This is a genomic window from Cellvibrio sp. UBA7671 (assembly GCA_002483145.1).
Taxonomy (GTDB): Bacteria; Pseudomonadota; Gammaproteobacteria; order Pseudomonadales; family Cellvibrionaceae; genus Cellvibrio; species Cellvibrio fibrivorans.
Genome location: DLHJ01000005.1, coordinates 245,744 through 270,307 on the forward strand (window position 1 = coordinate 245,744; position 24,564 = coordinate 270,307).

Here is a 24,564-nt window from a genome sequence, read left to right on the forward strand (position 1 = left end):
ACAAAAATGTTTTAAGCGCCAGACTTATTGGAGAACATGAGCACCAATTGCAGGCGGTCGCGCACCTGTAGCTTTTCAAAGGCGGAGCCGAGGTGAGCTTTCACCGTGCGCTCGGTAATGTCCAGATCGCGCGCGACTTCTTTATTGCTTTTACCGGCTGCGACTAATTCAGCAACGGCCTTTTCGCGGCTGGTAAGGAGCGACAGATCCGCCTGTGGAGCAGATGTCGCGGGAAGGATACGCGCCGTCGCCAACACCAGTTGCCGCATTAAATCCGCCCCCAACCACATACCACCGGCAGATACTACTTGTGCAACCTGCTCAAGCACCTGTGGAATCGCCAGATAATGCACATAACCACTCGCACCCGCTTCAAGCGCACGACGCGCCTCCTGCGTATTTTCAATCGCCGTCATCGCAATCACACGTGCACCCGCAGCACTCAAGCTTTGAATTTGGATAAAGCTCAGCTCATCACGCAGCAGCAACCACACAAACTCATCGGCATTAACATGCGGAACAGCATTGCTAATTCGCGCAGCAGGAAACGCCTGCTGCCAGCGCGGTGATTGTATTTCAGCGGGCGAAAAAAACAGGTGTTGGCTCATCGTTCAGTCATGGCATTTTGTTGCGCGCGCAGCACAGGTTTTAACAAATAGGCGAGCACGGTTTTTTTGCCGGTAAGTATGTCTACCTGCGTCATCATGCCTGGCATAATGGGCAAGCTTGGATCAAATCCAGCGCGCTCGGTGCGTACACGTACAATGTAAAAAGTGCGCTCTTTTTCGTCGGTAATCGTATCGGGGCTGATGTGTTCGACTTTACCCTTTAAACCACCATAGACGACAAAATCGTAAGCGGTGAATTTTACAATCGCTTCCTGCCCCGGATGTAAAAACGCAATATCTTTGGGCGATACTTTCGCTTCAATTAATAATTGGTCATCGAGCGGTACCATCTCCACCACTTCATGCCCCGGCTGTACCACACCACCAACCGTATTGGTAAATACGCGCTGCACAGTACCGCGCACGGGTGATCGAATTTCAGCGTATTTAATTTTGTCTGCAAGACCGGTGCTAGTCTCCGACAGCGATGCAATTTTGCTCAGCACTTCCGATAACTCATTGCGCCATTTATTGCTGGCGAGCAATTCAGTCTCGCGCAACTTTCCCTCTGACTCTTGCACAGCCAAAACCAAACGCGACTCTTGTGATAAGGCCTGCTCGCGCTCACCGCGCGCGTTGGACACATCGCCTTCCAAGCGCAAAATTTCCACTTCAGAAATTGCCCCGCTGGCGAGTAGAGGTTTGGTGACATTTAATTCTTGCGTTGATAATTCCAATGCGCGCGTCACCTGCGTTAATTTCGCACGCACTTCATTCAACTCTTCCGAACGCTGATCCAACTGGCTGCGCGCAATACTCAACTGTTCATCCAACTCTTTGCGATTGGATTCATACAGACTGCGTTCGTGGTTGACGATATCCGGTGCATCGGCCAGCAAATCATCGGCAAATACCAGCGCCGTATTCGATGTCAATGCTTGCAGGCGTGCCGCACGGGCTTGCAGCGATAAATATTCGGCGCGGTTTTCGCGAAATGTAGAAATAAATCGTGTGGGATCGATACGCAGCAACAAATCGCCTTTCCCCACTACCTGCCCTTCACGCACTAATACCTCTTGCACCACACCGCCATCAAAGGACTGGATAATTTGTAATTGCGATGAAGGAATGACTTTGCCCTCGCCGCGCGCTACTTCATCCAATGGCGCAAATGCCGCCCAGACAATGAGCAAAAAGATGATCAGGGCAATTACACGCAATAATGCGCGCGCGCGCACTGGCTCCTGCTGCAACTTCGCCCAATCAGAATCCGTAACCCAATCTTTGGGTTGCTCATGCAAAGGGTCGAGCCAGCGGGCGTAGGCTTTATCAATATAACGGGTTGCGGGCAGGCCTAATTTATCTAACCAGCGTCCAATTCGTTCAAACCAGATTTTATCGCGCGTGGCCGTCATTAGGATGCCCTCCCAATCCGGCCTTGGCGCAGCGCTTCAACAACCTGTTCTTTCGGTCCATCAGCAACAATTTTTCCACCGTCGATCACAATAATGCGATTGACTAATTCAAGCAGCGATGTGCGATGGGTAATTACCAATAAGGTTTTGCGCGCAGCAAATTGCACCAGATTGCGTTTGAACTCTTCTTCGCTGGTGTGATCCATTGCGCCGGTTGGTTCATCCATTAATAAAATCGGCGGATCACTCAAGAGCGCACGCGCAATACTGACCGATTGGCGCTGCCCACCGGAAAGTAATTGCCCCTGCTCGCCCACTGGCATCGCCAAGCCCATCGGATGCTGGTTTACAAAATCAGTGAGTCCACTCAAGCGCACAGCTTCAAGAATTGCATCATCACTCGCATGGGGTGCGCCCATGGCAATATTGTCGCGCAGTGAACCAAAAAATAAATTCACATCTTGTGATACATAACCCATATTACGGCGCAATTCAGCGGGGTCGAGCTGGCGGATATCAATACCATCGAGCAAAACTGTGCCCGCCGTCGGTTCATATAAACCGGCGATTAATTTTTCAATAGTGGTTTTGCCCGAACCATTGCGCCCGAGGATTGCTACACGCTCACCGGGATTAATTTTAAATGCAACATCGCGTAATACTTCACGTTCATCTTGCGGATATTTAAATGCTACTTTTTTAAATTCAATTCCACCTTGCAAGTGCGGACGGCTAATCCAATTTGCATCGAGTGGCCGCTCAACTGGTTTTTGCATAATCGCATCCAATGCCGTCAATGCGGTGGCGGCACTGTGGTATTGCATCAACAAACCCGCAGTTTGTCCCACCGGTGCCATAATGCGGGACGACAACATATACGCAGCGATTAACCCGCCCTGGCTTAAATTACCCTCAATAATTTGGTAAACACCAACGATGATAATAACGACTGATACCGCCTGCTGAATCCACATGGTAGTAGTGCCAACCGAGCCAGACAGCAAACGCATTTTTACACCCACACGCGATACCAGTAGCGTAGTTTTTTCCCACACTGCTTGCATGCGTCCTTCCGCACCGAGGGTTTTTACAGTTTCCAATGCGCTCAGGCTTTCAACCAAGGTGGCATTGCGTTGCGCCGATGCCTGCATGGAATTTTCTGATAACAAATGCATTTTGTGTTGTACCGCTGCGGTGTAAATCATCACCAATGCAACCCCCACTAAAATCGGGAATACCAGCGGCCAGGAAATTAATAACACGACAATTAAAAACAACAATACGAAGGGTAAATCTACCAGCGCCAAAATAGTCGCAGAAGAGATAAAACTGCGGATAGCTTCAAAGGATTGCAAACCGGAGGTAAATGATCCAACTGATGCAGGCCGCTCGGACAATTTCATTCCCAGCACCCGCTCCATGATGCTTGCAGAGAGAGTGACATCCACTCTACTTGCCGCGAGATCAACAAACCAGGCACGCATCATGCGAAGCACAAAATCGGCGCTAATGGCAATCAACATTCCAATCGACAAAACCCAGAGTGTGTCAGTGGCGTGATTAGGTACTACGCGGTCATACACATTCATCACAAACAGCGGCGATACCAGTGCAAAAAAATTAATCAACAGTGCAGTAAGCAATACATCGCGATATAAATATTTGTGGTCGGCAATAACACCCCAAAACCAATGCGCAGCGCGATTTTTTGCATTGGTTGTTTTACCAATTTCAGCCGTGCGCGCATCAAAACGTTCCTGCGGACGCACGTAGATCGCACGACCTGTGTAATGGTTTGTCAGCTCAGCGAGAGGGACGTTTACGACTGCATCGCCAAGCTCTGGATAAAGTACTTGCGCAATATCGGTTTTCACAGCCAACAAAACGCACGCTTGATTATTATTCAATAAGAGTACTGCAGGAAAAAGAGCACTATTTAGCTCGGGCAAATCACGTTGCACGATCTTGCTAGTGAGGCCAGCGCGTTTGGCGGCGCGGGTAAATAAAGAGGGTGTAAGTTGCTGTGCGTCCAATGGCAACCCTGCCAACAGTGTTTCGCGAGTACTCGTGATCTGGTGCGCACGCGCAATGAGCAATAAGCACTCAAGCAGTGGCCCGCCGGCACTGGCAGCCAAGGAAACATCCGTGGAAAGTTGAACATCAAGGGTCATTGTGGCTCCGGGAGCGGCAAGCGGGCAAAACCCACCAATAGCAAAATGTATCGCTAGTCAGATCAAAAGCCTCTGTAATATAGATGGCCATTGCAGCACACGCAATTTGATTGCAAAACATCTGCGGTGCGCGCATAAAAAAACGCATCAAATTACCGGAATTTGATGCGTTCTTGGCAGCGCTAAAACAAGTACCTGACTATTCGCTACGCGTCACTGTGACATCAACACGGCGATTAGCGGCTTTACCAACAACGCTGGTATTGTCGGCCACCGGGCGAGTTGCGCCAAAACCGTCAACGGTCATAGGAATTGTCTCCAATCCATTCAATACGAAATAATCACGTACACGCTGCGCACGCGCTTTTGATAGTGGAATATTGAGCGCATCAGTACCAGTATTATCGGTGTGGCCTTCAATACTGATTTGCACAACCTTGGCGGTCGCTTTGATATCAGCAATCAGTTGATCCAGTTTTTGTGCTGCACCCGCTTTTAATTGCGAACTGCCCACATCAAATAATGCATCACCTGCGAGTGGCGTTAACTCGCTGATCAAATCGTCACGCCCCAGCGCTTCAGGCGCAACATCCGGACAAGCAGATTCAGAAATATTCAGCGAATCATTAACCTTGGTTTCATGCAGAATGCCCAGACCATCACGCACTATACCCAATGCTGGCAACAAGCTTCCCATCGCGGCCAATGAACGTGCGTAAGCAATTTCCAAATCACCGTTAGCGATAATCAACGCGCGGCTCGCTTGGAAATATTCATTTTCGGCATCAAGCAAATCAAGCAAAGTACGCTGACCAATATTGAATTGCTCGGAGTAGGCAGCACGCACTTTATCGCTAGAAATTCGGTGTTGTTGCAATGAGGTGAGTTGCTCACGAATACGCTGGGCGTCGTTGTAGGCAATTTGGGTGTTCTGGCGTAAATCAACACAGGCTTGATCGCGCAAATCTTTTGCCTGATTTACTTGCTCCAATGAACGACGCACTGCAGCGCGGTTGGCGCCGCCGCTGTACAGATTATAAGTAAGGGCCAATTCGACTGCACTTTCATCACCATAGCTATCGGGATCGGTGCGATTATCGAAACCGTTTTGGTTGCGGCTGGTCACTTGGCGCGCGCGCAATTCTGCTTTGGGATAATAGCCAGCGCGCTCAACTTTTACGGCGGCCTGCGCAGCGCTGATATTTTTAATCGCCGCATGGAAACCGGGGTTACCTTGATAGGCGAGCGTTAATGCCGAGCGAATATTTTCCGGCAATTTTTTCTGGGTCAAATCAACTTCCGCCAGATCTTCCGCAGGCAATTGCCCAACTACACGCAAATAGCGCGCAGTGACATCGTGCAAATTGGACGCTTCGGTTAACAAATTGGATTCCGCTAATGCCAGGCGACCCGCAACTTGCTCCAGATCGACCCGACGACCAACACCGGACGTTGCGCGCTCTTCGATTTGGCCAAACACCTCTTGATGTTTCACATAATTGTTACGCGCCAAATTAACCAACTCGCGATTACGTTTCACATCCTCATAAGCGCGTACAGCCTCAAGTGCAGTGGTTTCTATGGTATTCAGTAATTCGTAGTAACGTACCAAACGCGCGCTGTCAAAACGATCGACTTCACCCGAAGTGCGGAATCCATCAAACAGCATTTGGCTGAGCGTGACTTGGGCCTGATTATTGGTATAGCTAGCTCGGCCGTCGTAATCGCGATTAGTTTTTCCTGTCGATACACCTATATCGACGCTAGGCAGATAGCCAGCGCGCGCAACGCGCACATCATGTGTAGACGCACTAAATTCATGCCAGCTCGCTTGTACATCGGGGTTGGATTCTATCGCTTGCAGGGCGGCATCTTTTACATTGTTTGCGGCGGTGCTTTGTGCAGCCGCCTGGCCAGTGAACGCAAATACCGACATTAATACTAATGAATGGGAAATCAGTGATATGCGTTTTAAAAGCGCGATGCGATCAAAAAGAGAAAGTGCCATTAGAATTTTCCACATGGGTTGCACGTAACAGTTATCAACAAATAATAAGTAGGTATCAGACTGACAAATAGCTTGGGCGAATCGTTTCGCACAGGATGCGAGTTCATTAACTGAACTCAGGGAGGCAAGAAAATCCCTATTGCAGAAGCCAAACCACCGCATCCGGACAACAAAATCCAGGAACTTTGGTATAACTTTATAGTAGATAGCGTTGGGAATAAAAACAGGGTTTTTAGATCAGCCACCGCGTTTGTGGCACAAAAAACATCCAAACCAACGTTTTCATCATAACTCATCGATGCTTTATGCCACAACAGTATTTGCATTTGTGACTCAAATCACATTTTTTTAATTACCTCACGCACGTTAGACCCTTGGGAAAATAGAAAAATGATCAATTTTTGCTATATACATTGATCGTAAAGTCCAAAGTATCCCGCAACTCACTGGCGAGTATCGAATCCCGCAGCTCCGGTGCTAACCGCCAGGCAAATGGAGTCATGGCTAAAAGTGCTGCGCAGATGTCCGGCTCGTTCACGCGCAAATTGCTCCCCAAACGATGATGCTCTACTACTGCGAAACCTTCGGGTGTCATTGGCTGAGGATGCGGGCGCACCTCCTTGTATATTCGCGCGCGTAAACCCAGCAGATGATTTTCGCCGGGCGCCACTATAACTAACTTGCCGCCCGGTTTTATTACACGACATAACTCGGCGTCTTTGCTGGGGGCATAAATTCGGGTGACCACATCCATAGAGTTATCGGCCAGAGGCAAATCAAAACTCGATGCCACGCAGTATGTCAGCCCGGTTTTATCCTTCGCCGTTTTTGCCGCGAGCCGCACACCCGCTTTGGCGATATCAATTCCATAGATCTGCGCTTGGGGTAAGGCATCAGAAAATCCCGCCGTGAAATAACCTTCACCACAACCTATATCAAGCAAAGTTGACGTTGTTGCTGGCAATAACTCTTGCAGCCGCATTTTGAGTGGATCAAAAAATCCCGCCTGCAAAAATTGGCGGCGCGCCTGCAACTGTTCTTTGGCATCGCCAGGTTCACGCGAATGTTTATTTTGTACGGGCAATAAATTGAAGTAACCCTCTTTCGCGCGATCAAATTGATGGCGATTTGCACAAGCCAAGCCTTGGGTATTTTGTAGCAGAGGTTGACAGCAAAGCGGGCAGCGCAAATCTTTCATAATAATTATCAGAAAAAGTGACGATCACGAAAAGGAAAAAGCGCGCAGGATGACGACTCACTGATCATTTAGCAAGTCAAATAGAGATGACAAGCGCACGCAACTAATTACGATAGTTAGTTGCGTGCCTTGAGGTTGATTAATCTTCGTCAGTCACTTCGTAACGGTCGATAATATCGCGCACCAAACCACTGCGCACTATATCTTCGCGTTCAAACTCATGAATATAGACGTTAGACAAACCGTCCAACAAATTGACTGCATCCTCCAAGCCGTTGGGGCCGCGAATATCACTCTGTTTAATATCGCCGTTGATGACGACCTTGCAATCTTCGCCTATCCTGGTCAGAAACATTTTCATCTGCGCCGGGCTAGCGTTTTGCGCTTCATCGAAAATCACAAAGGTTTTGCTATTAAAGGTTTTACCACGCATAAAGGCGAGCGGGGCTGCAACTATACGGCCATGACGCAAACAATATTCCACAGTTCCAGCGCCGAGGCGTTCGTTTAAAATATCGCGGAAGGCATCAATATACACAGAAAATTTTTCGTCGAGATCGCCCGGTAAAAAACCGAGATTCTCACCAGACTCCACCGCTGGGCGCGTGAGGATTATGCGCTCAATACGCCCCGATTCCAGCGCCTCTGCTGCCAAGGCACCAGCACAATAACTTTTACCGGTACCGGCAGGGCCGATACCAAAAGTCAGCATGTGGCTGTTGATAGCATTAATGTACTGCTGCTGGGATTTTGTTTTAGCGCGAAGTGGTTGGGGGGAGCGAGGGGGAGAGTAAGCTGTTTCGACTTGCTGCGAGCGGGATTTTATTTCGACAATGTTGTCATCACTGCGTTGATTCTTTCGCGATTTATGTCGCGACGCTGGGTAGCTGGTATCATCGTATGAGTGATGGTTTGCACTACGTCTGGCATGCGTTTTTCTTGCCATAAAGAATAATCCCCTTCAGGTCTGAAAATAATACGGGCGATGTTGCAAAAGCCCAATATCGTGAAGTTACCCGAGAACGCAATTTTCTATGGAATGATGTCTGTGTCATTTACCCCCTTCTATTACTCATTGATCAGTTGATAATTCAAAATTCAACGCTGATTAAAAAACAATAAAACATATCGAGTAAAGCACTTGCAGTAAAACACATCTACTAAAACAAAAGTCTGTGACAGATAGATTACGCTGGCACTAGCCAGAAATCTACTTTGGGAACGCACATGAAGCTGTTATCACTCGACGACAAACTTCACATACTGATGAGGCGGCTACTGGTTAATTTCACCACCTTTGACTTGATACTAGGCTTATTTTAAAAAGCGGTCAATCACTTAATTGAAATAAAATTGACATGACTATAACGCATAAGCAGGGGCGCAAGCGCGACCCCCTTACTCGTCATTATCATCAATCTGTTTGGTGATTTTCTTTTTCGGTGGAGCGAAACCATCAACTGCAGCAACCACCTTCAGTGCAGTAGGTACACGGCGATTACCGATATTTTTCTTGTCGCGCTCACGCACCTTCACTTTAGGGGCTTTGGTATCGTCTTTTTTATCTTTTGCTGTTGTTTTCTTTTTCGTACCAACCGACTTGCCAGACGATTTGGTTTTATCCGGGCCTTGATATTTGCCCTTCAAACCCGGCATAGTAATTAGCTCGAAGGTTGCGCCCAGATAACGTTCGATTCCTTTGGTGAGATTCCACTCTTTCGCATCCACCAAAGACACCGCCCTGCCCTCGTTATCGGCGCGACCAGTCCGGCCGATGCGATGTAAATATTCATCGCCCGAATACGCCATATCCATATTCACTACCAGTTCAACGCCGGGGATATCCAAACCGCGCGCTGCCACATCGGTTGCGACCAAAACCGTCGTTCTGCCCTGACGAAAATGATCGAGCGTAATCTTGCGCTGGTCTTGCGTTATATCACCGTGCAAAGTGCCGACGCGAAATTTGTTATAACGCAGTAAATTATCCAGCTGCGAGGCTTTGAGCTTGGTATTGGTAAAAATAATGACTTTTTCAAACGTCGATTTTTGCAGTAGTGCAACCAACAATTTTTCTTTGTGCTTGTAATCATCGGCCAATAGCATTTGCTGGGTGATAGCGTTGGGCTTTTCGTCGATATAAATTTCTTCGGCTGCACCCAAAATCACTTGTTTAATCAAATGGCGTAGACCTTTTTGCTCCATAGTGGCAGAGAACAGAAACGTCTGGCGCTCGGGGCGGCAGGTGTTGGTGATTTTCAGCACGTCATCGCTCAACCCCATATCGAGCATGCGATCCGCTTCATCTAATACCAAAAATTCCAAACCGGAAAAATCTGTGGATTTATGAGAGATATGCTCACCTAATCGCCCGGGCGTGCCCACTACGATTTCCGGGTTTTTACGCAACATGGCCTTTTGATACTTTAATTCCTCACCGCCGCATACCATTCCCACTTTCAAGCTAGTGAACTTGAGAAGCTGTTCCGCGTTTTTCACAATTTGGCGAGCGAGTTCACGTGTAGGAGTAAGGATGAGAATGCGGGTTGAGCTCGGGTTCACCGGAGGCCTGGCCAAAATCGCCTGAATCGCAGGTAGCAAAAATGCTGCTGTTTTGCCGCTGCCAGTCTTGGAACTGACAATAAGATTCTCGCCTGCCACTGCCGCCGGAATCGCTTTGAGCTGAACCGGTGTGGGCTGTTCGTAACCCAATACATCAATCGCTTTGCGCAATTGGCTATCGCTAATCAGGTCGTGAAAAACAGGCTGAGTCATTAAGAACCTCGATATTCAGTAAAAAAGATGGGTTTTACCCGCAAAAGGCCGCGCAATCTACGCAGGGTTGAACAAATTATCAACCAAAACCGGCTAAAATGCTGGCCTTTGAATGAACCAGAGCAAGTCTATGCGCATTATGTTGGCCCCGATGGAGGGCGTTGTTGAACATCATGTACGCGACATACTATCGCGGATTGGTGGATTGGATGGCTGTGTGACCGAGTTTATCCGCGTTACTGACCAAAAACTGCCTTACAAAGTCTTTTATAAGTACGCGCAAGAGCTCGAAAGCGAATGCAAAACGCCAAACGGTACGCCAGTGCGTGTGCAATTGCTCGGCAGCAAACCTGAACCAATGGCAATCAATGCATTAGAACTTGTCCGCTATGGCGCCAAGGCAATCGATTTGAACTTTGGCTGCCCCGCTAAAACAGTCAACGCCCATGAGGGCGGCGCGTGTCTGCTGCGGACACCTGACCGCGTTTACTCCATTATTAAAGCCGTACGCGATGCCGTGCCGCGCAACATCCCTGTCACCGCCAAAATTCGCTTGGGTTACGAAGATCGCAGCAGCTATCTGGATAACGCCCGCGCCGTAGAAGCCGCTGGCGCCGACGAACTAACAGTGCACGCCCGCTCCAAAGTGGATGGCTACAAACCGCCCGCCTATTGGAGTTATATCGCCGATATCCGCGCTGAATTGAAAATTCCCGTTATCGCGAATGGAGAAATTTGGTCAGTAGAGGATTACCTGCGCTGCCGTGAACAATCGAACGGTGCTGATGTGATGCTCGGGCGTGGTTTGCTTGCCTGCCCGGATCTCGCACGCCAGATCAAAGCGCATATTAAAGGTGAAGATTACACGCCACTGACCTGGAACCAGATCTGCAACATGCTTTACGAATACTACAAACTCACCACGCCGCTTTATTGCGAGCGCAATTGCGGCAACCGCGTTAAGCAGTGGTTGATGTATTTGAGCCGCGAATACCCGCAAGCGACAGTTTTTTTTGACGCGATCAAGCGCAAAACAACGCCACAAGAAATTGATGAATGTTTTGCTGATGCGTTACAAGCCTGCCACTAATTTATCTCAGCAAAAATAATTTATCGCCCATAAAAAAGCCCGTGATCAACACGGGCCTTGCTCTCTCACCGTCGATTATTGTCTTTAACATTTAATGCAATAATTCATCGAATCCGCCAATCAAGTCTTTGGTTTCGTCAATTCGTTCTATTAATTTCACCAGATTAATACCCAGTTTGATCGCTACATCATTGGGAAAGTTCTCCACCAAGGTTGCACCGCCATCTTTCTCGTTCTCGTGGACTATATAGTCCGCAAGATTGATTAGCGCCGCAAACCGTGAGAATTCCGGCGCATCCAATGGGTTTAGCTGATGGCGAATACCCTCAACTATCGCATCAGGAAACTTCCAGCGATTCGCCAACTCAGCACCCGCTTCAGGGAAATTAAAACCCAGCACATTCTTTTCGATATCTGAATTGCGCGCGCCGCGATCGACAATTTTTTGGATCTCTTTGCACTCGTCCGGCAGAATGATATGGATAAGCAATTCACCGATATTGTGGATCATGCCGCAGGTGAAGGCGGTCTCCACATCATCTTTGGAAAACTTCGCTAACCATTTACAGGTACTTGCGACCGCAAAACTGTTATGCCAAAACGCGGGCAAATCAAAGCCATCCGGCGCCTTAAAAGCACCCGTCATGCCGGACGCAAGAACCAACGTACGAACTGCATTAAATCCCAAAATAAATACAGCATCACTCACTGAGCCTACTTTGCGGTTGCCGCCATAGTGGGCTGAGTTAGCGGCACGCAAGACTTTAGCAGTCAGTACCTGGTCAGCACTGATTTTTTTTGCGATAGCCTCATTATTAATATTTTCATCGCCAAAACTCTCTATTAACTCTTGGACCACTTTGGGAATATTTGGCAACTTCTGTGCGTTATCGATTAAGTTTTTTAAATCCACAATACCCTCTCTCATATAGAAATCTTATAGACGTTAGTAAATGCCAGCGAAAACGCTTTACCTGAATTGGGTATAGCAAAGGATGAATGGATAGCAACAGCCAAAATAAAGATTTGGAATTTAATGACGAAGATTTAACACAGGAGGAAGTCTAAAAACGAAAAAGCCCGTCATTTCTGACGGGCTTTTTTATATGGTGCACTCAGGAGGATTCGAACCTCCGACCGCTCGGTTCGTAGCCGAGTACTCTATCCAGCTGAGCTATGAGTGCGTTGTTGAGGCGCGCATTTTATTGATCGGGGTTCAGTGAGTCAAGCGTTTATTTGATTTTCTTTTCTAAGACTCTCAAATTAATGCTTTATAAATCAATGAAATACAATTTTCGATCAACCTGTACAACGAGCGAACTAACTGCTGTTATGCACGCAACTGTACAGTAAAACTTTATTCAAAAATGGCGGTGAGAGAGGGAGTCGAACCCTCGATACCTTGCGGTATACACACTTTCCAGGCGTGCTCCTTCGGCCACTCGGACATCTCACCGTTTTTACCGCACTAATTTACCTGCGGGCTCCGCCGAAAACACCATCCAAAGTACCCCCTGCGAAGGCGCGCTAATGTACACAAGCAAGCTTGCAAACGCAATCTTATTCCTGCGGCCATGCGCTAAAAAAGTCAGCGGGATTTTGTTCGCGCGGTGCGTGTGGTGGGACCGTGGGTGTGCCCATATAAATGAAGCCAATAATTTCTTCACCTTCGATCAACCCCAGCCCCTCTTTCACTGCCGGGTCATAAGCCATATCGCCCGTGCGCCACACCGCGCCGACATTCGTTGCAAAGGCAGCGTTGAGAAGATTTTGGGTGGCGGCGCCAGCGGCGATGATTTGTTCGATCTGCGGCACTTTGGGATTGGGCCGGCACTTGGCGATGGAGATGATAATCATAGGCGCACGCTGCGTCATAGCGTGGCAGCGATCCAACTCTGACTGCGTGACCTCTGGATTCCTGGCGGTAGCAACTTTGGCAAACAATTCACCAAGCCTGACTAAACCCTCCCCCTCCACAATTAAAAATCGCCATGGATGCATGTTGCCGTGATCGGCTGCCCGCAGTGCCGCTTTGAACAATACGGTTAATTGCTGCGGTGTGGGTGCCGGCGCCGTGAGCCGCGGGGTCGATACTCGCTGGTGTAGTGCTGTTATTGCATCCATAAAACCACAAACCTCATTTATAAATCATTAAATACGCAGGCCAGATTGACGTCTAAAGTATAGACAAGTCGAATATTGGCTGAATCTGTACCATACTTTCAGGCAGATATGCTAGTCAGCGATTATAGAGTCGATTGCGGCAATAAGGTTGCTGTGTATCTGTTCATTATCAATCCTTGCGGCCGACAATAATATGCAAGTCCCAACCCTTGTGCTCGCAGTAGCCTTAGAGATTTATCTGCTGTTACTTATTGCAACCGCAGTACTGATTTTTTATGCACTAAAACAAAAGAAGCTCATTCGCCGGCAACAAGACAAATTGCGCGAATTAATTGAGACAATTAAAACTGAAAGCCCCACTCCTGCTCCTGCCGGGAAATCCTACAAGCAACTCATCTATGAGCAACTGGAACTAACCCAGGAGCGTTTTGCCCTGATTGCCCCGCGCAGTGATATTAGCGAAGCGCAACCGGCCGACTTGCCTATTAATCAACGCATAGTCGCATTGCGCTACGCTTTCCTGCGCGCCGAGGAATTGGGCACTACCGAAGTACCCGGCAGTGAAGGTTATTGGAATGTCTTTCGCCAGACTTTAGAACCACTCCTGCATTCGACAACCGATACCGCCCTTGATTTACCCCCGGATACATCACTCGATACCGCCAGTAATGAAGAGTTGGAGATGTATAAAAAGCGGGTCGAGAATCTGGAAAAATTCAAAAAGCTGTTTTTTGATTTGGAGAAGCGCTGGAACGAAGCACAAGCCAATGCCCAAGGTTACTACAATGAACTCTATGCGATGGCCAATGGTGTCGAGGATCGCGAAAGATACGAAATGCTATTAGGGCAATATGGCAACAGTTACAACGAAATAACCCACTACATGCATTCGACTAACGCCGCAATTACAGGGCAGCCAGTTGAAAACAAGACCATTAATATCATCCGCCAGGATCCGCGCGCTGCAGAAGAAATTATGAAACTGCGCAATGTGGCCGCAGACCAATATCGGGTCATCAGCAATCTACAGCGTAAACTGGAAGAAGCGGTGACCGCCGAAGAGAAGGATTTGGTTATTAAAGAATTAGAACAACAGTTGCAACGGCAAGTGCGCTTTGTGCAAGAGTCCGACACCTGCGTCCAATTACTGGAAGAGGAGCTCAACAAGGCTAACGAGAAAATTGCTGAGCAGGAAGGCATTATTGAACACGAACACGAGCTCGAAGAAGAAAATCAACGCATTAAGGAAACACTGCACAACTTTACCCATGAGAGCAAAGAGCTGCTAGGCAACCTGGAAGATCTGGAACGCGAAAATGATCAGCTCAAAAATAGCCTCGAGCACAGCGTTTCAGAGCCAGATGTAAGCCCGGCAAATCTGCAACAAATCCAGTCTGAATTTGCTGAATTGCGTAAGCAATATACCGAATTGGAAGAAAAATACCTGGAATTGAAGTTTAAATAATAAGCAACCAGAAAAGTCGCTTAGGTTTCCACCAACAAGTAGACATTTCCAACAAAAACCCGTTTAATTCACTCGCTTGGGCAAGCGGCACCACATTTTATAGGGATTGACTTACTGACCAAATAACAACAAGGTTTTCGTCCAATGAACAGTAAGACCGACAGTCAACAGCTGCAAACTGAATCCCCAATACAGCAGTACTATTTCCGTGCTCTTATCTGCTTTGCCGCTTCTGGTACGCTGGCCTCCTTTATTGATTGGAATCATCCCAGCCTCGCCCACATGGGTGTTATTGTATTTTTACTGATCTACGCTTACGCCACTTACCATTTCACCCGCAAACAAATTCCCGAACAAATGAGCCGCATTAATCGCTGGTTATCCCATGTGGATGCTGCGCTTATCGGTGTTGTACTGAGTCTGACGGACTTTAGCATCCTGCCCTGTGTAATGTTTCTGACCATGATTCAATTTAACGCGCTGATTAGCGGCGGCGTACGTAAATTGATGGAAGACAATAGCGCATTTGGAGTCGGCGTGATCTTGAGCCTTATTATCCACAAGCCGCAGCTGGTACTGTCCAGCAGTATCGAAATCAGTGCCGCCAGTTTGATTGGTGTAGCCACCTATTTTTTAGTCTACGCCATTTATATGCACCAACGTTTTCACAAATTAATGATCAGTCAAAAGCAGCTGGAAAACGAACAAAAATGGCACAAAATCCGCGCTTATAAATTATCCCGCTACCTACCACCAACCGTATGGCAAGCGATTAATCGCGGCGATGATAAAAACCTGCAAGCAGAACGCAAACGCATCAGCGTGTTTTTTTCGGACATCAAAGATTTCAGTCAGCTGTCAGAAGAGATTGAAGCAGAAGCCTTGACCGAATTGCTCAACCACTACCTCACTGAAATGTCCAAAATTGTTGCCCACTACGGCGGCACTATCGATAAATTTATGGGCGACGGCATTATGGTGCTGTTTGGCGATAGCAATAGCAAAGGCGTAAAAGATGATGCCACCCGTTGCGTTGCCATGGCCATTGCAATGAAAAAGCGCATCAAGTCAATGCAAGTAGAATGGTTTAACCAAGGCATTAAAAAGCCACTGCAGGTACGCATGGGCATCAATACCGGCTATTGCACAGTAGGTACATTCGGTACATCCAATCACTTGGATTACACCGTACTAGGGACGCAAGTTAACCTCGCAAGCCGTCTTGAATCTGCTGCAGAGCCTGATGAAATTTTAATCTCGCACGAAACCTGGTCACTGGTAAAAGACACCGTCATGTGCCGCGATAAAGGTGAGATTCAGGTCAAAGGCTTCTCATTGCCTGTGAAAGTTTATCAAGTCGCAGACTTGCGCAAAGAGATGGGTAAAAACCAAAGCTATTTTGAAGATCGCGCGGAGGGTTTCTCCATGTATCTGGACATGGATAAAGTGCGCAACTACGATAAACAAAAAGTGATCGAATCACTTGAGAAAGCAGCAAGCCGTTTGAAAGACAAAGTCATCGTATAAAATTACCAGTAGTGCTGAAGCACTACTGGCGAATCAAACGCAGCAACTCGGGTTTTGCGTTTGGGTTGCTGGAGCGAAACGGGTTGATATCCAACCCACCGCGCCGCGTATAACGTGCATACACAACCAATTCCTCAGGCTTACAAACCCGCGCAATATCACTGAAAATTCTCTCTACGCAATGTTCGTGAAAATCCTGATGCTCACGAAATGAAATAATGTAGCGCAGCAAACTCTCCCGCTGGATTTTATTGCCCTTGTAGCGAATCACAAGACTCGCCCAATCCGGCTGGCCGGTAACAGGGCAATTGGTTTTTAGCAGGTGACTGACCAAACATTCATCTGCGATCCCCAGCTCAGTAGTAAGCAACTCGGGCGCCGGATGATAGCAATCAACAGCCACTGTCAAATCATCCAATAACTCGCCTTCCACCTCGGCAATCTCCGCCAGGTGATGTTCAGGACGCACCGACGCTGTTAACGGAATAATAGTCGCACGGACATCGGCATTGGTAATGCGCGCAAGATCTTTGGCAAGCAGCAATTCCACTTCTGCAACATTTTCAAAACGGGTTTGATTCAACGAATTCAAATAGAGTTTGAAGGATTTTGACTCCACAATAAATTCACTGGTACAGGGAATAAAAAACTCGGCAATAGCAACAACCGGCTTCCCCAATGCATCAAGCCAGGACAATTCATACCCCGTCCATATATCCATTCCATAAAAAGGCAATGTATCGCCTATTCCCAATAGTGCACGCGACTCGGCGCGGGGAATAGGAAATAATAAATGCGGAGCATAAACAGATACATAGTCTGTTTGGCGACCAAGTGGATTATGGTTCATACAGTTTCCAATAATTTTAATTACACCTCATCCGCATCATGCGCGCAGGCGTTTTCCGGTTTTTAATAAATGCAAAGCAATCACAAATAGTATGACCACAAACACCGTAAGCCCCACCAATGCCATACCTATATGCAAATCACTAATACCCAACATGCCGTAGCGAAATGCATTCACCATGTGCAAAATGGGATTGAGAACTGACACTTGCTGCCAAAACTCAGGCAGCAAATTGATCGAATAAAAAACTCCACCAAAATAGGTTAACGGAGTTAAAACAAAGGTGGGAATGATCGATACATCGTCAAATGTGTTAGCGTAAATTGCATTGATAAACCCGGCGATGGAAAACAGTATCGAGGTCATCAATACAATAAATAAAGTAGTAAACCAATGGTGTATATGCAGATCCGCAAAAAACAACGACATGATGGTGACAATCAAACCCACCGCAACGCCACGGGCCACACCGCCCATAACATAACCCAATAAAATAATGTAATTGGGAGTCGGTGAAACTAGCAACTCTTCAATACTGCGCTGGAATTTTGCGCTGAAAAATGAAGAAGATACATTGGCATAAGCATTGGTGATTACCGCCATCATAATCAACCCTGGCGCCACAAACTCGATATAGCTGAAACCACCCATATCGCCAATACGGCTGCCAATTAATTTGCCAAAAATCACAAAATATAAAATCATTGTGATTGCCGGTGGCAATAAGGTTTGAATCCAGATTCGGGTAAACCGCTTTATTTCCTTATGCAAAATAGTAAGAAACGCAATCCACTGTTCTTGTAAACTCATGATCGCACCTCTTGTTGCGCAGCGCCTGCCAGATCTTTATTCGCATTAACCATAGCCACAAACAATTCTTCCAGACGGTTGGATTTATTGCGCATACTGACAATTTCAAATCCCTGCGTAGTCAACTGGGTAAATACTGCATTGAGTGACTGCCCCTTATCCACCTCTACTTCAAATGAATGCTCATCAATTTGTGCAACGCGATGGCCATTTAAATGTGGCAGCGATTGTAAATTACCCGCCACATCAAAAATAAACGTTTCCTTATTAAGTTGCTGCAATAAACTTTTAACGCTGGTGTTTTTAACAATGACACCTTGGTCAATTATCGCCACATTACGGCACAAGCTTTCCGCCTCTTCCAAATAGTGCGTGGTGAGAATAATGGTTGTACCTGCCGCATTAATCTCGCGCAAAAACTCCCACATGGAGCGGCGCAGTTCTATATCAACACCTGCTGTAGGCTCATCAAGGATCAGTAATTGCGGTTCATGCACTAACGCGCGTGCAATCATCAAGCGTCGTTTCATACCACCCGACAGCATCCGGGCGGGAGTATGGCGCTTATCCCATAAGCTCAATTGTTTTAAATATTTTTCGGTTTGTACTAATGCTTGCTTACGGGGCAAACCATAGTAGCCCGCTTGCTGCAGCACTATGTCCTCCACCTTTTCAAACATACTGAAATTGAATTCTTGTGGAACTACACCCAAGTATTTTTTGGCGATAGAAAAATCGGTATCGATATTTTTGCCGAACACCTCAACTGTGCCTGCAGTTTTACGCACGAGTGAGCTGATGATACCTATAGTGGTTGATTTTCCCGCACCATTAGGGCCGAGCATGGCGAAAAAATCACCCGGCATCACATCGAGTGAAATACCTTTTAGAGCTTCGAATTTTTCGTTGTAAACTTTACGCAGGTTTCTTAGTGAGAGTGCCGGAGTCATAACCCCTCGCAGAAATGAATGAAAGTCAGAAAATCTACCACCAGATCAGGGCGCAGCATGTCGATTTCAAGTTCGGAACCATCTATTTACGATCAAGAGTATTACACATATCACCTGGAGTTACTCGCCGCCTTTAGCGCGCAGATCCAGCAATTACCACCATTTAACGCTGAATTCCCAAACGAGGAAGACCAGGAATTTCTCGTCGCGCTTGCACAATTGCAGCAACAACCACAAGGCGTCAGCTTCCTGGAACAAGGGCAGATATTGATGTGTCGTATTGTCGGCACTTATCCACACTTGATGCCACTGCTTTATCGCGACCTGCTGTGGTTTTTTGGTGGTGACTGCCTGCATTACATGCCGGATGATGAGATCGCCGTTTTCCAGCATTTGGATGAAAAGCGTGAGGAAGCAAAACAGCAACAGGCGCCTTTCAGCTATAAGGAAGCCCGCGCAAAATCGATGGGGATGCATTAACAACAATATAACCGCAAAGGAATGCGTTATGCCCAAGAGGGCGGAAACTGTATCAGGAAGCTAATCAAGAAATAAACACTAGGGAGTGGACTACGTAAAACTGGAGCGGGAAACGAGACTCGAACTCGCGACCCTAACCTTGGCAAGGTTATGCTCTACCAACTGAGCTATTCCCGCTAAATGTGGCGTCCCCTAGGGGACTCGAACCCCTGTTACCGCCGTGAAAGGGCGGTGTCCTAGGCCACTAGACGAAGGGGACATTTTGAAAGTTGCCTAGGTGACAACGATAAAACGTACTTCACTAACAGATCAAAACATCAATCTTTACTGCATTAACTTCCCTTGGTAAGAGAAGTTGGAGCGGGAAACGAGACTCGAACTCGCGACCCTAACCTTGGCAAGGTTATGCTCTACCAACTGAGCTATTCCCGCTAAATGTGGCGTCCCCTAGGGGACTCGAACCCCTGTTACCGCCGTGAAAGGGCGGTGTCCTAGGCCACTAGACGAAGGGGACCCGGACCATCTTACGTTTAATCTGCTCTTTCAAGCCGATGTCTGCGTCAGAAGTGGGGCGCATTCTAGGGACAGGTGCCGCCTGTGTCAACACTTTTAATTCTTTTTTTATCGGAGTGGAAACAAGCACTTAGCGATTTTATACACCAGTCAAAATACAAATTCTGGCGCCATTTTTTTCGGTGCTATACTTGAAGCATCAATGCTGCCCAGCATTTAACCGATAAGGTTCTAAAACCATCATGTCTGCCTATGTTATTGCCACAATATTTCTCCTATTAATTCTGCTGGCAGGATATTTATTTTTATCGCACTCCATTGAAAAACGGCGAGTACAACGTCAACGCTTAATTACTGCCCTGCGCGCAAGACGCAATTCCTTTCGCGATCTCGCCACCGGCTTCCCCACAGGCTTTTTATCCAACGACCTAACTGCCCTGCTCTACCGCGCACTGGTCGATTGTTGCGATCAGTTATCGCGCCTTGAACCCAAAGATCCGACTCATGCCGAGCAATTCAACCTCTACACAAACCTGCTCGCCACCCAAAAAGACAACAACCAACAAACGCGGGTGCGCCTGGAGAACCCACAGCAAATTAAAGAGGCGCACAGCTTATTACAAGAGCTCCATCGATTTGTCATGCAGCAATCGGCCCTACACCTGATAAACCAAGTACAAACCGAGGCCTATATCGATCAAATTAATCGCTTGGTATTGCAAATGTCGGTTGATGGACACGTATTCAATGCACGTCAGTCCCAACAAGTAGGCAAGGTGCGCCTGGCCGTTCACTATTACACCTTGGCCCGCAAAGCATTGGCAGCTGAAAATGCAAGCCATGGTTTCGACAAACAAATCGCGCAACTGGATGCGATGATTACAAAACTGCAAGAAAAAGCAGAGGCAACACCAGAAGGTGCAGAGCAACCAGCAGCAACATCCAACACAAAACCCGCTGCAACGACTGATGGATCATCAAGCAAAGAATGGAAAAATTTCGATGAAGAAAATGCAAAATGGAAGAAAAAGCAAATTTATGATTGATGTGCGAAGCAAAAAATATTGTAGGTAGGTACGCACCAAACGTGGCTATCGGCAAGTCATACGCATTAATAAGGACAGCCTTCCAAACCAGCTTTTTTAGCAATGGGGCAACCGCTATACACTATCTACAGGGTTTGCAGTAGCGATAAATATTACAAATGCAAATATTTATCAACCCTGATCTATCAAGTATTTACATCCTCGTTACTTATCCCCAACTGCCCCCCATCGAACCTCTACCGAAAGCCTATGTGGGGCAACATACAGAAAAACATTGATAGTCGTGATTAAAATTTGGCATCTCTTCTACCCCAAAATGGTCATTCTATGAATGATGATCCTAGCCCTACAAAAACCACGACTGCCCCATCTTTTTCAGAAGAGAAACTCAACGCTATTGAGTTAACACAATCCCATCCCGCAACACATAAATTGCGCATACTCACTTTGAACATGCACAAAGGTTTCACTGTGTTTAACCGTCAATTTGTTCTACCTGAATTGCGCGAAGCCGTACGATCCCTCTCAACCGAACTGGTATTTCTACAAGAAGTGCACGGAAGCCATAAACAACATGCAAAGCGCCACAGCAATTGGCCAACCACATCCCAATACGAATTTTTAGCCGACACCATGTGGCCAGAATTTTCCTACGGACGAAATGCAGTGTATCCCGAGGGGGATCACGGTAATGCCATACTGTCCAAATATCCTATTATTCGTTTTCAAAACCTGGATATCTCTATTGGGCGAATCGAACAACGCGGGCTTTTACACAGCGTAGTGAAAGTTCCAGGGTATAAGGAAGTTCACGCAATCTGCGTGCATTTAGGTCTCCGCGAAAGTCATCGCAAACGACAGCTTTTTTTATTACGCGATTTGGTTGAAAGCCTTCCATTATCAGCCCCAGTTATCATTGCCGGTGACTTTAACGATTGGCGAAAACGTGCAGACACCATCCTTGCAACCTGCAATATGCGGGAAGCTTTTGTAAATGAATATGGCAAACCGGCAAAAAGTTTTCCGGCACGCTGGCCGATACTTTCTCTCGACAGAGTCTATGTGCGTAACGCGTCTACGCAAAACCCCCAAGTGTTATTGCAACGCCCTTGGTCCCATCTTTCAGATCATGCACCCTTAGCCGTGGAGATTTTTATATGAAGGACAACTGGCGAGATGGTAATGAAGTAAAGCTTCTTATTAACGGTGAAGAGTTTTTTCCTAGCGTATTCGAATGCATTCGCAATGCAAAAGAAGAAATCCTACTGGAGACATTTATCGTCTACGAAGATGAAATAGGCAATCAACTTCAACAAGAGTTAATTGCCGCGGCGCAACGTGGTGTCAGCATTGATATCACTGTTGATGATTACGGCACATGGGATTTGAGCCAGGAGTTTACCGATGCCCTCACCGCGGCAGGAGTGCGCCTGCATATTTTTGACCCGCAGCCCAAACTTTGGGGCGTGCGCCTGAATATATTTCGCCGCTTGCATCGTAAACTTGCTGTTATTGATCGGCATATCGCTTTCGTAGGTGGGATTAATTTTTCCGCCGACCATCTGATTAGCTCGGGCGAAAAAGCCAAGCAAGATTATGCCGTAAAAGTGCGGGGCCCAGTGGTAGCGGATATCCACCAAACCTGTATGCTCTTATTGTTGCGAGCATCCAGCCGTAAGGAGCGGAGCAAGTATATTCAGACCGCGAGAGCAGCGGAACCACCTGTTGCAGGTGAGGTGCGAGCATTGATGGTTGAAAGAGACAACGGCGCGCACTCCCGGGACATAGAACGACAATACCTCCTGGCCGCCCGGCTAGCCCAACAACGTCTAATTATTGCCAATGCATATTTTTTTCCCGGATATCGTCTGCTGCGCGAATTACGTCGCGCAGCACAGCGTAATGTGGAAGTGATATTAATTCTGCAAGGTCAGCCCGACATGGCGTGGGTCACCGCCTTATCGCGTTTACTTTACAATTATTTATTGCGCTCGGGCGTAAAAATTTATGAGTATTGCCAGCGCCCCTTACATGGGAAAGTCGCGCTCATGGACGATAAATGGGCTACGGTAGGATCGAGCAATTTGGACCCGCTAAGCTTGTCATTAAACTTGGAGGCGAATGTTTTTATCGATAATGAAGCATTCAATCAGCAACTTTATGAGCATTTTAATCAGCTTGTAAATAATCACTGCAAAAAATTAAACATTAAAACCGCGCTACGCGGTCTATGGTGGCGTGCGCCCATAATATTTTTGAGCTTCCATTTTTTACGAAAATTTCCCACTATTATGGGGTGGCTACCAGCGCATACACACGAACTAAAATTGGTGACACCTTCGAAAGACTTTACCGATAGCGAAAAAAATCACATAACGCAAAAAGCAGGAGAATATAATAAGGTAACCAATGCTATATTCAAAAATAAGCAAGGTTACGAAAAATATAACTTCGCTAAAAATAAATCCTTGGACGAAAGTTACAAGAAAAAAAGCTTATCCAAGGAATCTATATCATGAGCCATTCAGGCTCATCGAGCGCTGCGGTAGATTCTCCAGCAAAGATGCGCGCACCCAATAAAAAGTGGCAATGGGCCAAGAGGATACTCACCATCGCCTTTTTTATTCTGGTTCCCGTACTGCTATTGATGTTAATTAAAAATATCGAATGGGAAGAAGTAGAACAAGCGTTACGAAGTTACAGCGCCAATACCTTATTAATCGGTACCAGCATTGCACTTTTCAGCTATCTGGTTTTCGCAAGCTACGATTTGGTGGGAAGAAAATATACAGGGCATTCTTTGCCCGCACGACAGGTATTACCTCTGGCATTTGTATGCTATGCGTTTACGTTGAATTTAACTGCCTGGGTTGGCGGCATTGCGTTGCGCTTCCGTTTATATTCACGCCTTGGGCTTGATCCAGGAACAATTACTAAAATACTCAGCATGAGCCTTATCACCAATTGGCTCGGCTATATCATTCTGGCAGGTATCTTATTTTCTTTCCGTTGGGTAGATTTACCGGATAAAGCGAAAATAGGTGGCACTGCACTACAGCTGGTTGGGTTTATTTTACTCGCGATAGCGGCTATCTATTTTTGGGCATGCCGCTTCTCCAAGCGCCGATCCTTCCATTTTCGTGGCCATAAATTTACCCTGCCAAAACTACAACTTGCCCTGATACAAGCTGGGCTGGCAATGACTAACTGGTTGCTGATGGGTTTGATCATTTATACCTTTATGCCGGATAAGGTCACTTATCAAACAGTGCTGGGAATTTTGTTAATCAGCAGCATCGCCGGTGTGGTCGCGCATATTCCTGCGGGGCTTGGTGTACTGGAAACCATTTTTATTGCAATGCTTCACCATCAATTGTCTAAAGGAAGTATCCTGGCGGCATTGATTGGTTACAGAGTTGTCTACTTTCTACTGCCACTGGCCATCGCGTGTATTGTCTACCTTGTCATAGAATCACGCGCGAAAAGAATGTCGCAGAAAAATCAAAGTGAATAACTAGAGTATTGCAGCACATC

20 protein-coding genes and 6 tRNA genes are annotated in these 24,564 nt (G+C 47.0%); 8 read left to right on the forward strand and 18 right to left on the reverse strand.

Annotation, left to right across the window (positions count from 1 at the left end; all coding sequences use genetic code 11):
- Positions 1–11: 11 nt before the first annotated feature.
- The 7 genes from B4E62_RS07320 to B4E62_RS07350 all read right to left on the reverse strand — a co-directional run bounded on the left by B4E62_RS07320 (position 12) and on the right by B4E62_RS07350 (position 10,175).
- Positions 12–608 carry a response regulator transcription factor gene (locus B4E62_RS07320; RefSeq protein WP_310073640.1) on the reverse strand — a complete coding sequence of 199 codons (597 nt, stop codon included), beginning with the start codon at positions 606–608 and terminating at the stop codon, positions 12–14.
- Positions 605–2,023: an HlyD family type I secretion periplasmic adaptor subunit gene (locus B4E62_RS07325; RefSeq protein WP_331351621.1), complete on the reverse strand. Its 1,419-nt coding sequence runs from the start codon at positions 2,021–2,023 to the stop codon at positions 605–607. Before B4E62_RS07325 ends, B4E62_RS07320 begins: the two co-directional genes overlap by 4 nt.
- The gene (locus B4E62_RS07330; RefSeq protein WP_310073635.1) at positions 2,023–4,194 is read right to left on the reverse strand and encodes a type I secretion system permease/ATPase; all 2,172 of its coding nucleotides are present in this window, start codon (positions 4,192–4,194) and stop codon (positions 2,023–2,025) included. Before B4E62_RS07330 ends, B4E62_RS07325 begins: the two co-directional genes overlap by 1 nt.
- Positions 4,195–4,393: 199 nt before the next feature.
- Positions 4,394–6,202 carry a TolC family outer membrane protein gene (locus B4E62_RS07335; protein WP_310073634.1) on the reverse strand — a complete coding sequence of 603 codons (1,809 nt, stop codon included), beginning with the start codon at positions 6,200–6,202 and terminating at the stop codon, positions 4,394–4,396.
- Positions 6,203–6,596: 394 nt separating this feature from the next.
- Positions 6,597–7,400, reverse strand: a complete 804-nt coding sequence (locus tag B4E62_RS07340; RefSeq protein ID WP_310073633.1) for a putative RNA methyltransferase — start codon at positions 7,398–7,400, stop codon at positions 6,597–6,599.
- A 139-nt stretch (positions 7,401–7,539) separates the two neighbouring features.
- Positions 7,540–8,346, reverse strand: a complete 807-nt coding sequence (locus tag B4E62_RS07345; RefSeq protein ID WP_310073631.1) for a PhoH family protein — start codon at positions 8,344–8,346, stop codon at positions 7,540–7,542.
- A gap of 452 nt (positions 8,347–8,798) precedes the next feature.
- A complete protein-coding gene (locus B4E62_RS07350; RefSeq protein ID WP_310073629.1) occupies positions 8,799–10,175 on the reverse strand; it encodes a DEAD/DEAH box helicase in 1,377 nt (458 codons plus the stop codon).
- Between the two features lie 130 nt (positions 10,176–10,305).
- Here B4E62_RS07350 and B4E62_RS07355 point away from each other — a divergent pair, with 130 nt between their 5' ends.
- Positions 10,306–11,265: a tRNA dihydrouridine synthase gene (locus B4E62_RS07355; RefSeq protein ID WP_310073628.1), complete on the forward strand. Its 960-nt coding sequence runs from the start codon at positions 10,306–10,308 to the stop codon at positions 11,263–11,265.
- 91 nt (positions 11,266–11,356) lie between these two features.
- Here the strand turns inward: B4E62_RS07355 and B4E62_RS07360 are convergent, their stop codons facing one another.
- The 4 genes from B4E62_RS07360 to B4E62_RS07375 all read right to left on the reverse strand — a co-directional run bounded on the left by B4E62_RS07360 (position 11,357) and on the right by B4E62_RS07375 (position 13,389).
- Entirely contained in the window at positions 11,357–12,193 is an 837-nt protein-coding gene (locus B4E62_RS07360; RefSeq protein WP_310073626.1) for an HDOD domain-containing protein, read from the reverse strand.
- A gap of 179 nt (positions 12,194–12,372) precedes the next feature.
- Positions 12,373–12,449: transfer RNA gene (locus B4E62_RS07365), tRNA-Arg, on the reverse strand.
- Between the two features lie 184 nt (positions 12,450–12,633).
- Positions 12,634–12,721 (reverse strand) — tRNA-Ser (locus B4E62_RS07370).
- Positions 12,722–12,825: 104 nt separating this feature from the next.
- Positions 12,826–13,389: a nitroreductase gene (locus B4E62_RS07375; protein ID WP_331351622.1), complete on the reverse strand. Its 564-nt coding sequence runs from the start codon at positions 13,387–13,389 to the stop codon at positions 12,826–12,828.
- Between the two features lie 193 nt (positions 13,390–13,582).
- Here B4E62_RS07375 and B4E62_RS07380 point away from each other — a divergent pair, with 193 nt between their 5' ends.
- Together B4E62_RS07380 and B4E62_RS07385 are read left to right on the forward strand one after the other, a co-directional pair.
- Positions 13,583–14,854, forward strand: a complete 1,272-nt coding sequence (locus tag B4E62_RS07380; RefSeq protein ID WP_331351623.1) for a hypothetical protein — start codon at positions 13,583–13,585, stop codon at positions 14,852–14,854.
- A gap of 144 nt (positions 14,855–14,998) precedes the next feature.
- Positions 14,999–16,381 carry an adenylate/guanylate cyclase domain-containing protein gene (locus B4E62_RS07385; RefSeq protein ID WP_331351624.1) on the forward strand — a complete coding sequence of 461 codons (1,383 nt, stop codon included), beginning with the start codon at positions 14,999–15,001 and terminating at the stop codon, positions 16,379–16,381.
- 22 nt (positions 16,382–16,403) lie between these two features.
- Here the strand turns inward: B4E62_RS07385 and queF are convergent, their stop codons facing one another.
- From queF to B4E62_RS07400, 3 genes are read right to left on the reverse strand one after another with little or no spacing between them, the layout of a single operon-like run.
- Positions 16,404–17,231, reverse strand: a complete 828-nt coding sequence (gene queF, locus B4E62_RS07390; protein ID WP_331351625.1) for an NADPH-dependent 7-cyano-7-deazaguanine reductase QueF — start codon at positions 17,229–17,231, stop codon at positions 16,404–16,406.
- Positions 17,232–17,267: 36 nt separating this feature from the next.
- On the reverse strand, positions 17,268–18,041 hold the full coding sequence (locus tag B4E62_RS07395) for an ABC transporter permease (protein WP_310073617.1): 774 nt from the start codon (positions 18,039–18,041) through the stop codon (positions 17,268–17,270).
- Positions 18,038–18,991 carry an ABC transporter ATP-binding protein gene (locus tag B4E62_RS07400; RefSeq protein ID WP_310073616.1) on the reverse strand — a complete coding sequence of 318 codons (954 nt, stop codon included), beginning with the start codon at positions 18,989–18,991 and terminating at the stop codon, positions 18,038–18,040. Before B4E62_RS07400 ends, B4E62_RS07395 begins: the two co-directional genes overlap by 4 nt.
- 18 nt (positions 18,992–19,009) lie before the next feature.
- Here B4E62_RS07400 and B4E62_RS07405 point away from each other — a divergent pair, with 18 nt between their 5' ends.
- Positions 19,010–19,471, forward strand: a complete 462-nt coding sequence (locus tag B4E62_RS07405) for a PA2817 family protein (protein ID WP_331351626.1) — start codon at positions 19,010–19,012, stop codon at positions 19,469–19,471.
- Positions 19,472–19,572: 101 nt separating this feature from the next.
- Here the strand turns inward: B4E62_RS07405 and B4E62_RS07410 are convergent.
- The 4 genes from B4E62_RS07410 to B4E62_RS07425 all read right to left on the reverse strand — a co-directional run bounded on the left by B4E62_RS07410 (position 19,573) and on the right by B4E62_RS07425 (position 19,985).
- A tRNA-Gly gene (locus B4E62_RS07410) sits at positions 19,573–19,648 on the reverse strand.
- Positions 19,649–19,654: 6 nt separating this feature from the next.
- Positions 19,655–19,730 (reverse strand) — tRNA-Glu (locus B4E62_RS07415).
- 97 nt (positions 19,731–19,827) lie between these two features.
- Positions 19,828–19,903, reverse strand: a tRNA-Gly gene (locus tag B4E62_RS07420).
- 6 nt (positions 19,904–19,909) lie between these two features.
- Positions 19,910–19,985: transfer RNA gene (locus B4E62_RS07425), tRNA-Glu, on the reverse strand.
- 241 nt (positions 19,986–20,226) lie between these two features.
- Here B4E62_RS07425 and B4E62_RS07430 point away from each other — a divergent pair.
- From B4E62_RS07430 to B4E62_RS07445, 4 genes are all read left to right on the forward strand, one after another.
- Positions 20,227–21,030: a hypothetical protein gene (locus tag B4E62_RS07430; RefSeq protein ID WP_331351627.1), complete on the forward strand. Its 804-nt coding sequence runs from the start codon at positions 20,227–20,229 to the stop codon at positions 21,028–21,030.
- A gap of 327 nt (positions 21,031–21,357) precedes the next feature.
- Positions 21,358–22,191 (forward strand): endonuclease/exonuclease/phosphatase family protein, encoded by an 834-nt coding sequence (locus B4E62_RS07435; RefSeq protein ID WP_349681248.1) that lies wholly within the window; start codon positions 21,358–21,360, stop codon positions 22,189–22,191.
- Positions 22,188–23,549, forward strand: a complete 1,362-nt coding sequence (gene clsB, locus B4E62_RS07440; protein WP_331351628.1) for a cardiolipin synthase ClsB — start codon at positions 22,188–22,190, stop codon at positions 23,547–23,549. Before B4E62_RS07435 ends, clsB begins: the two co-directional genes overlap by 4 nt.
- Positions 23,546–24,544, forward strand: coding sequence for a lysylphosphatidylglycerol synthase domain-containing protein (locus tag B4E62_RS07445; protein WP_331351629.1), 999 nt, complete (start codon positions 23,546–23,548; stop codon positions 24,542–24,544). The genes clsB and B4E62_RS07445 overlap by 4 nt, the downstream gene beginning before the upstream one ends.
- Positions 24,545–24,564 lie beyond the last annotated feature (20 nt).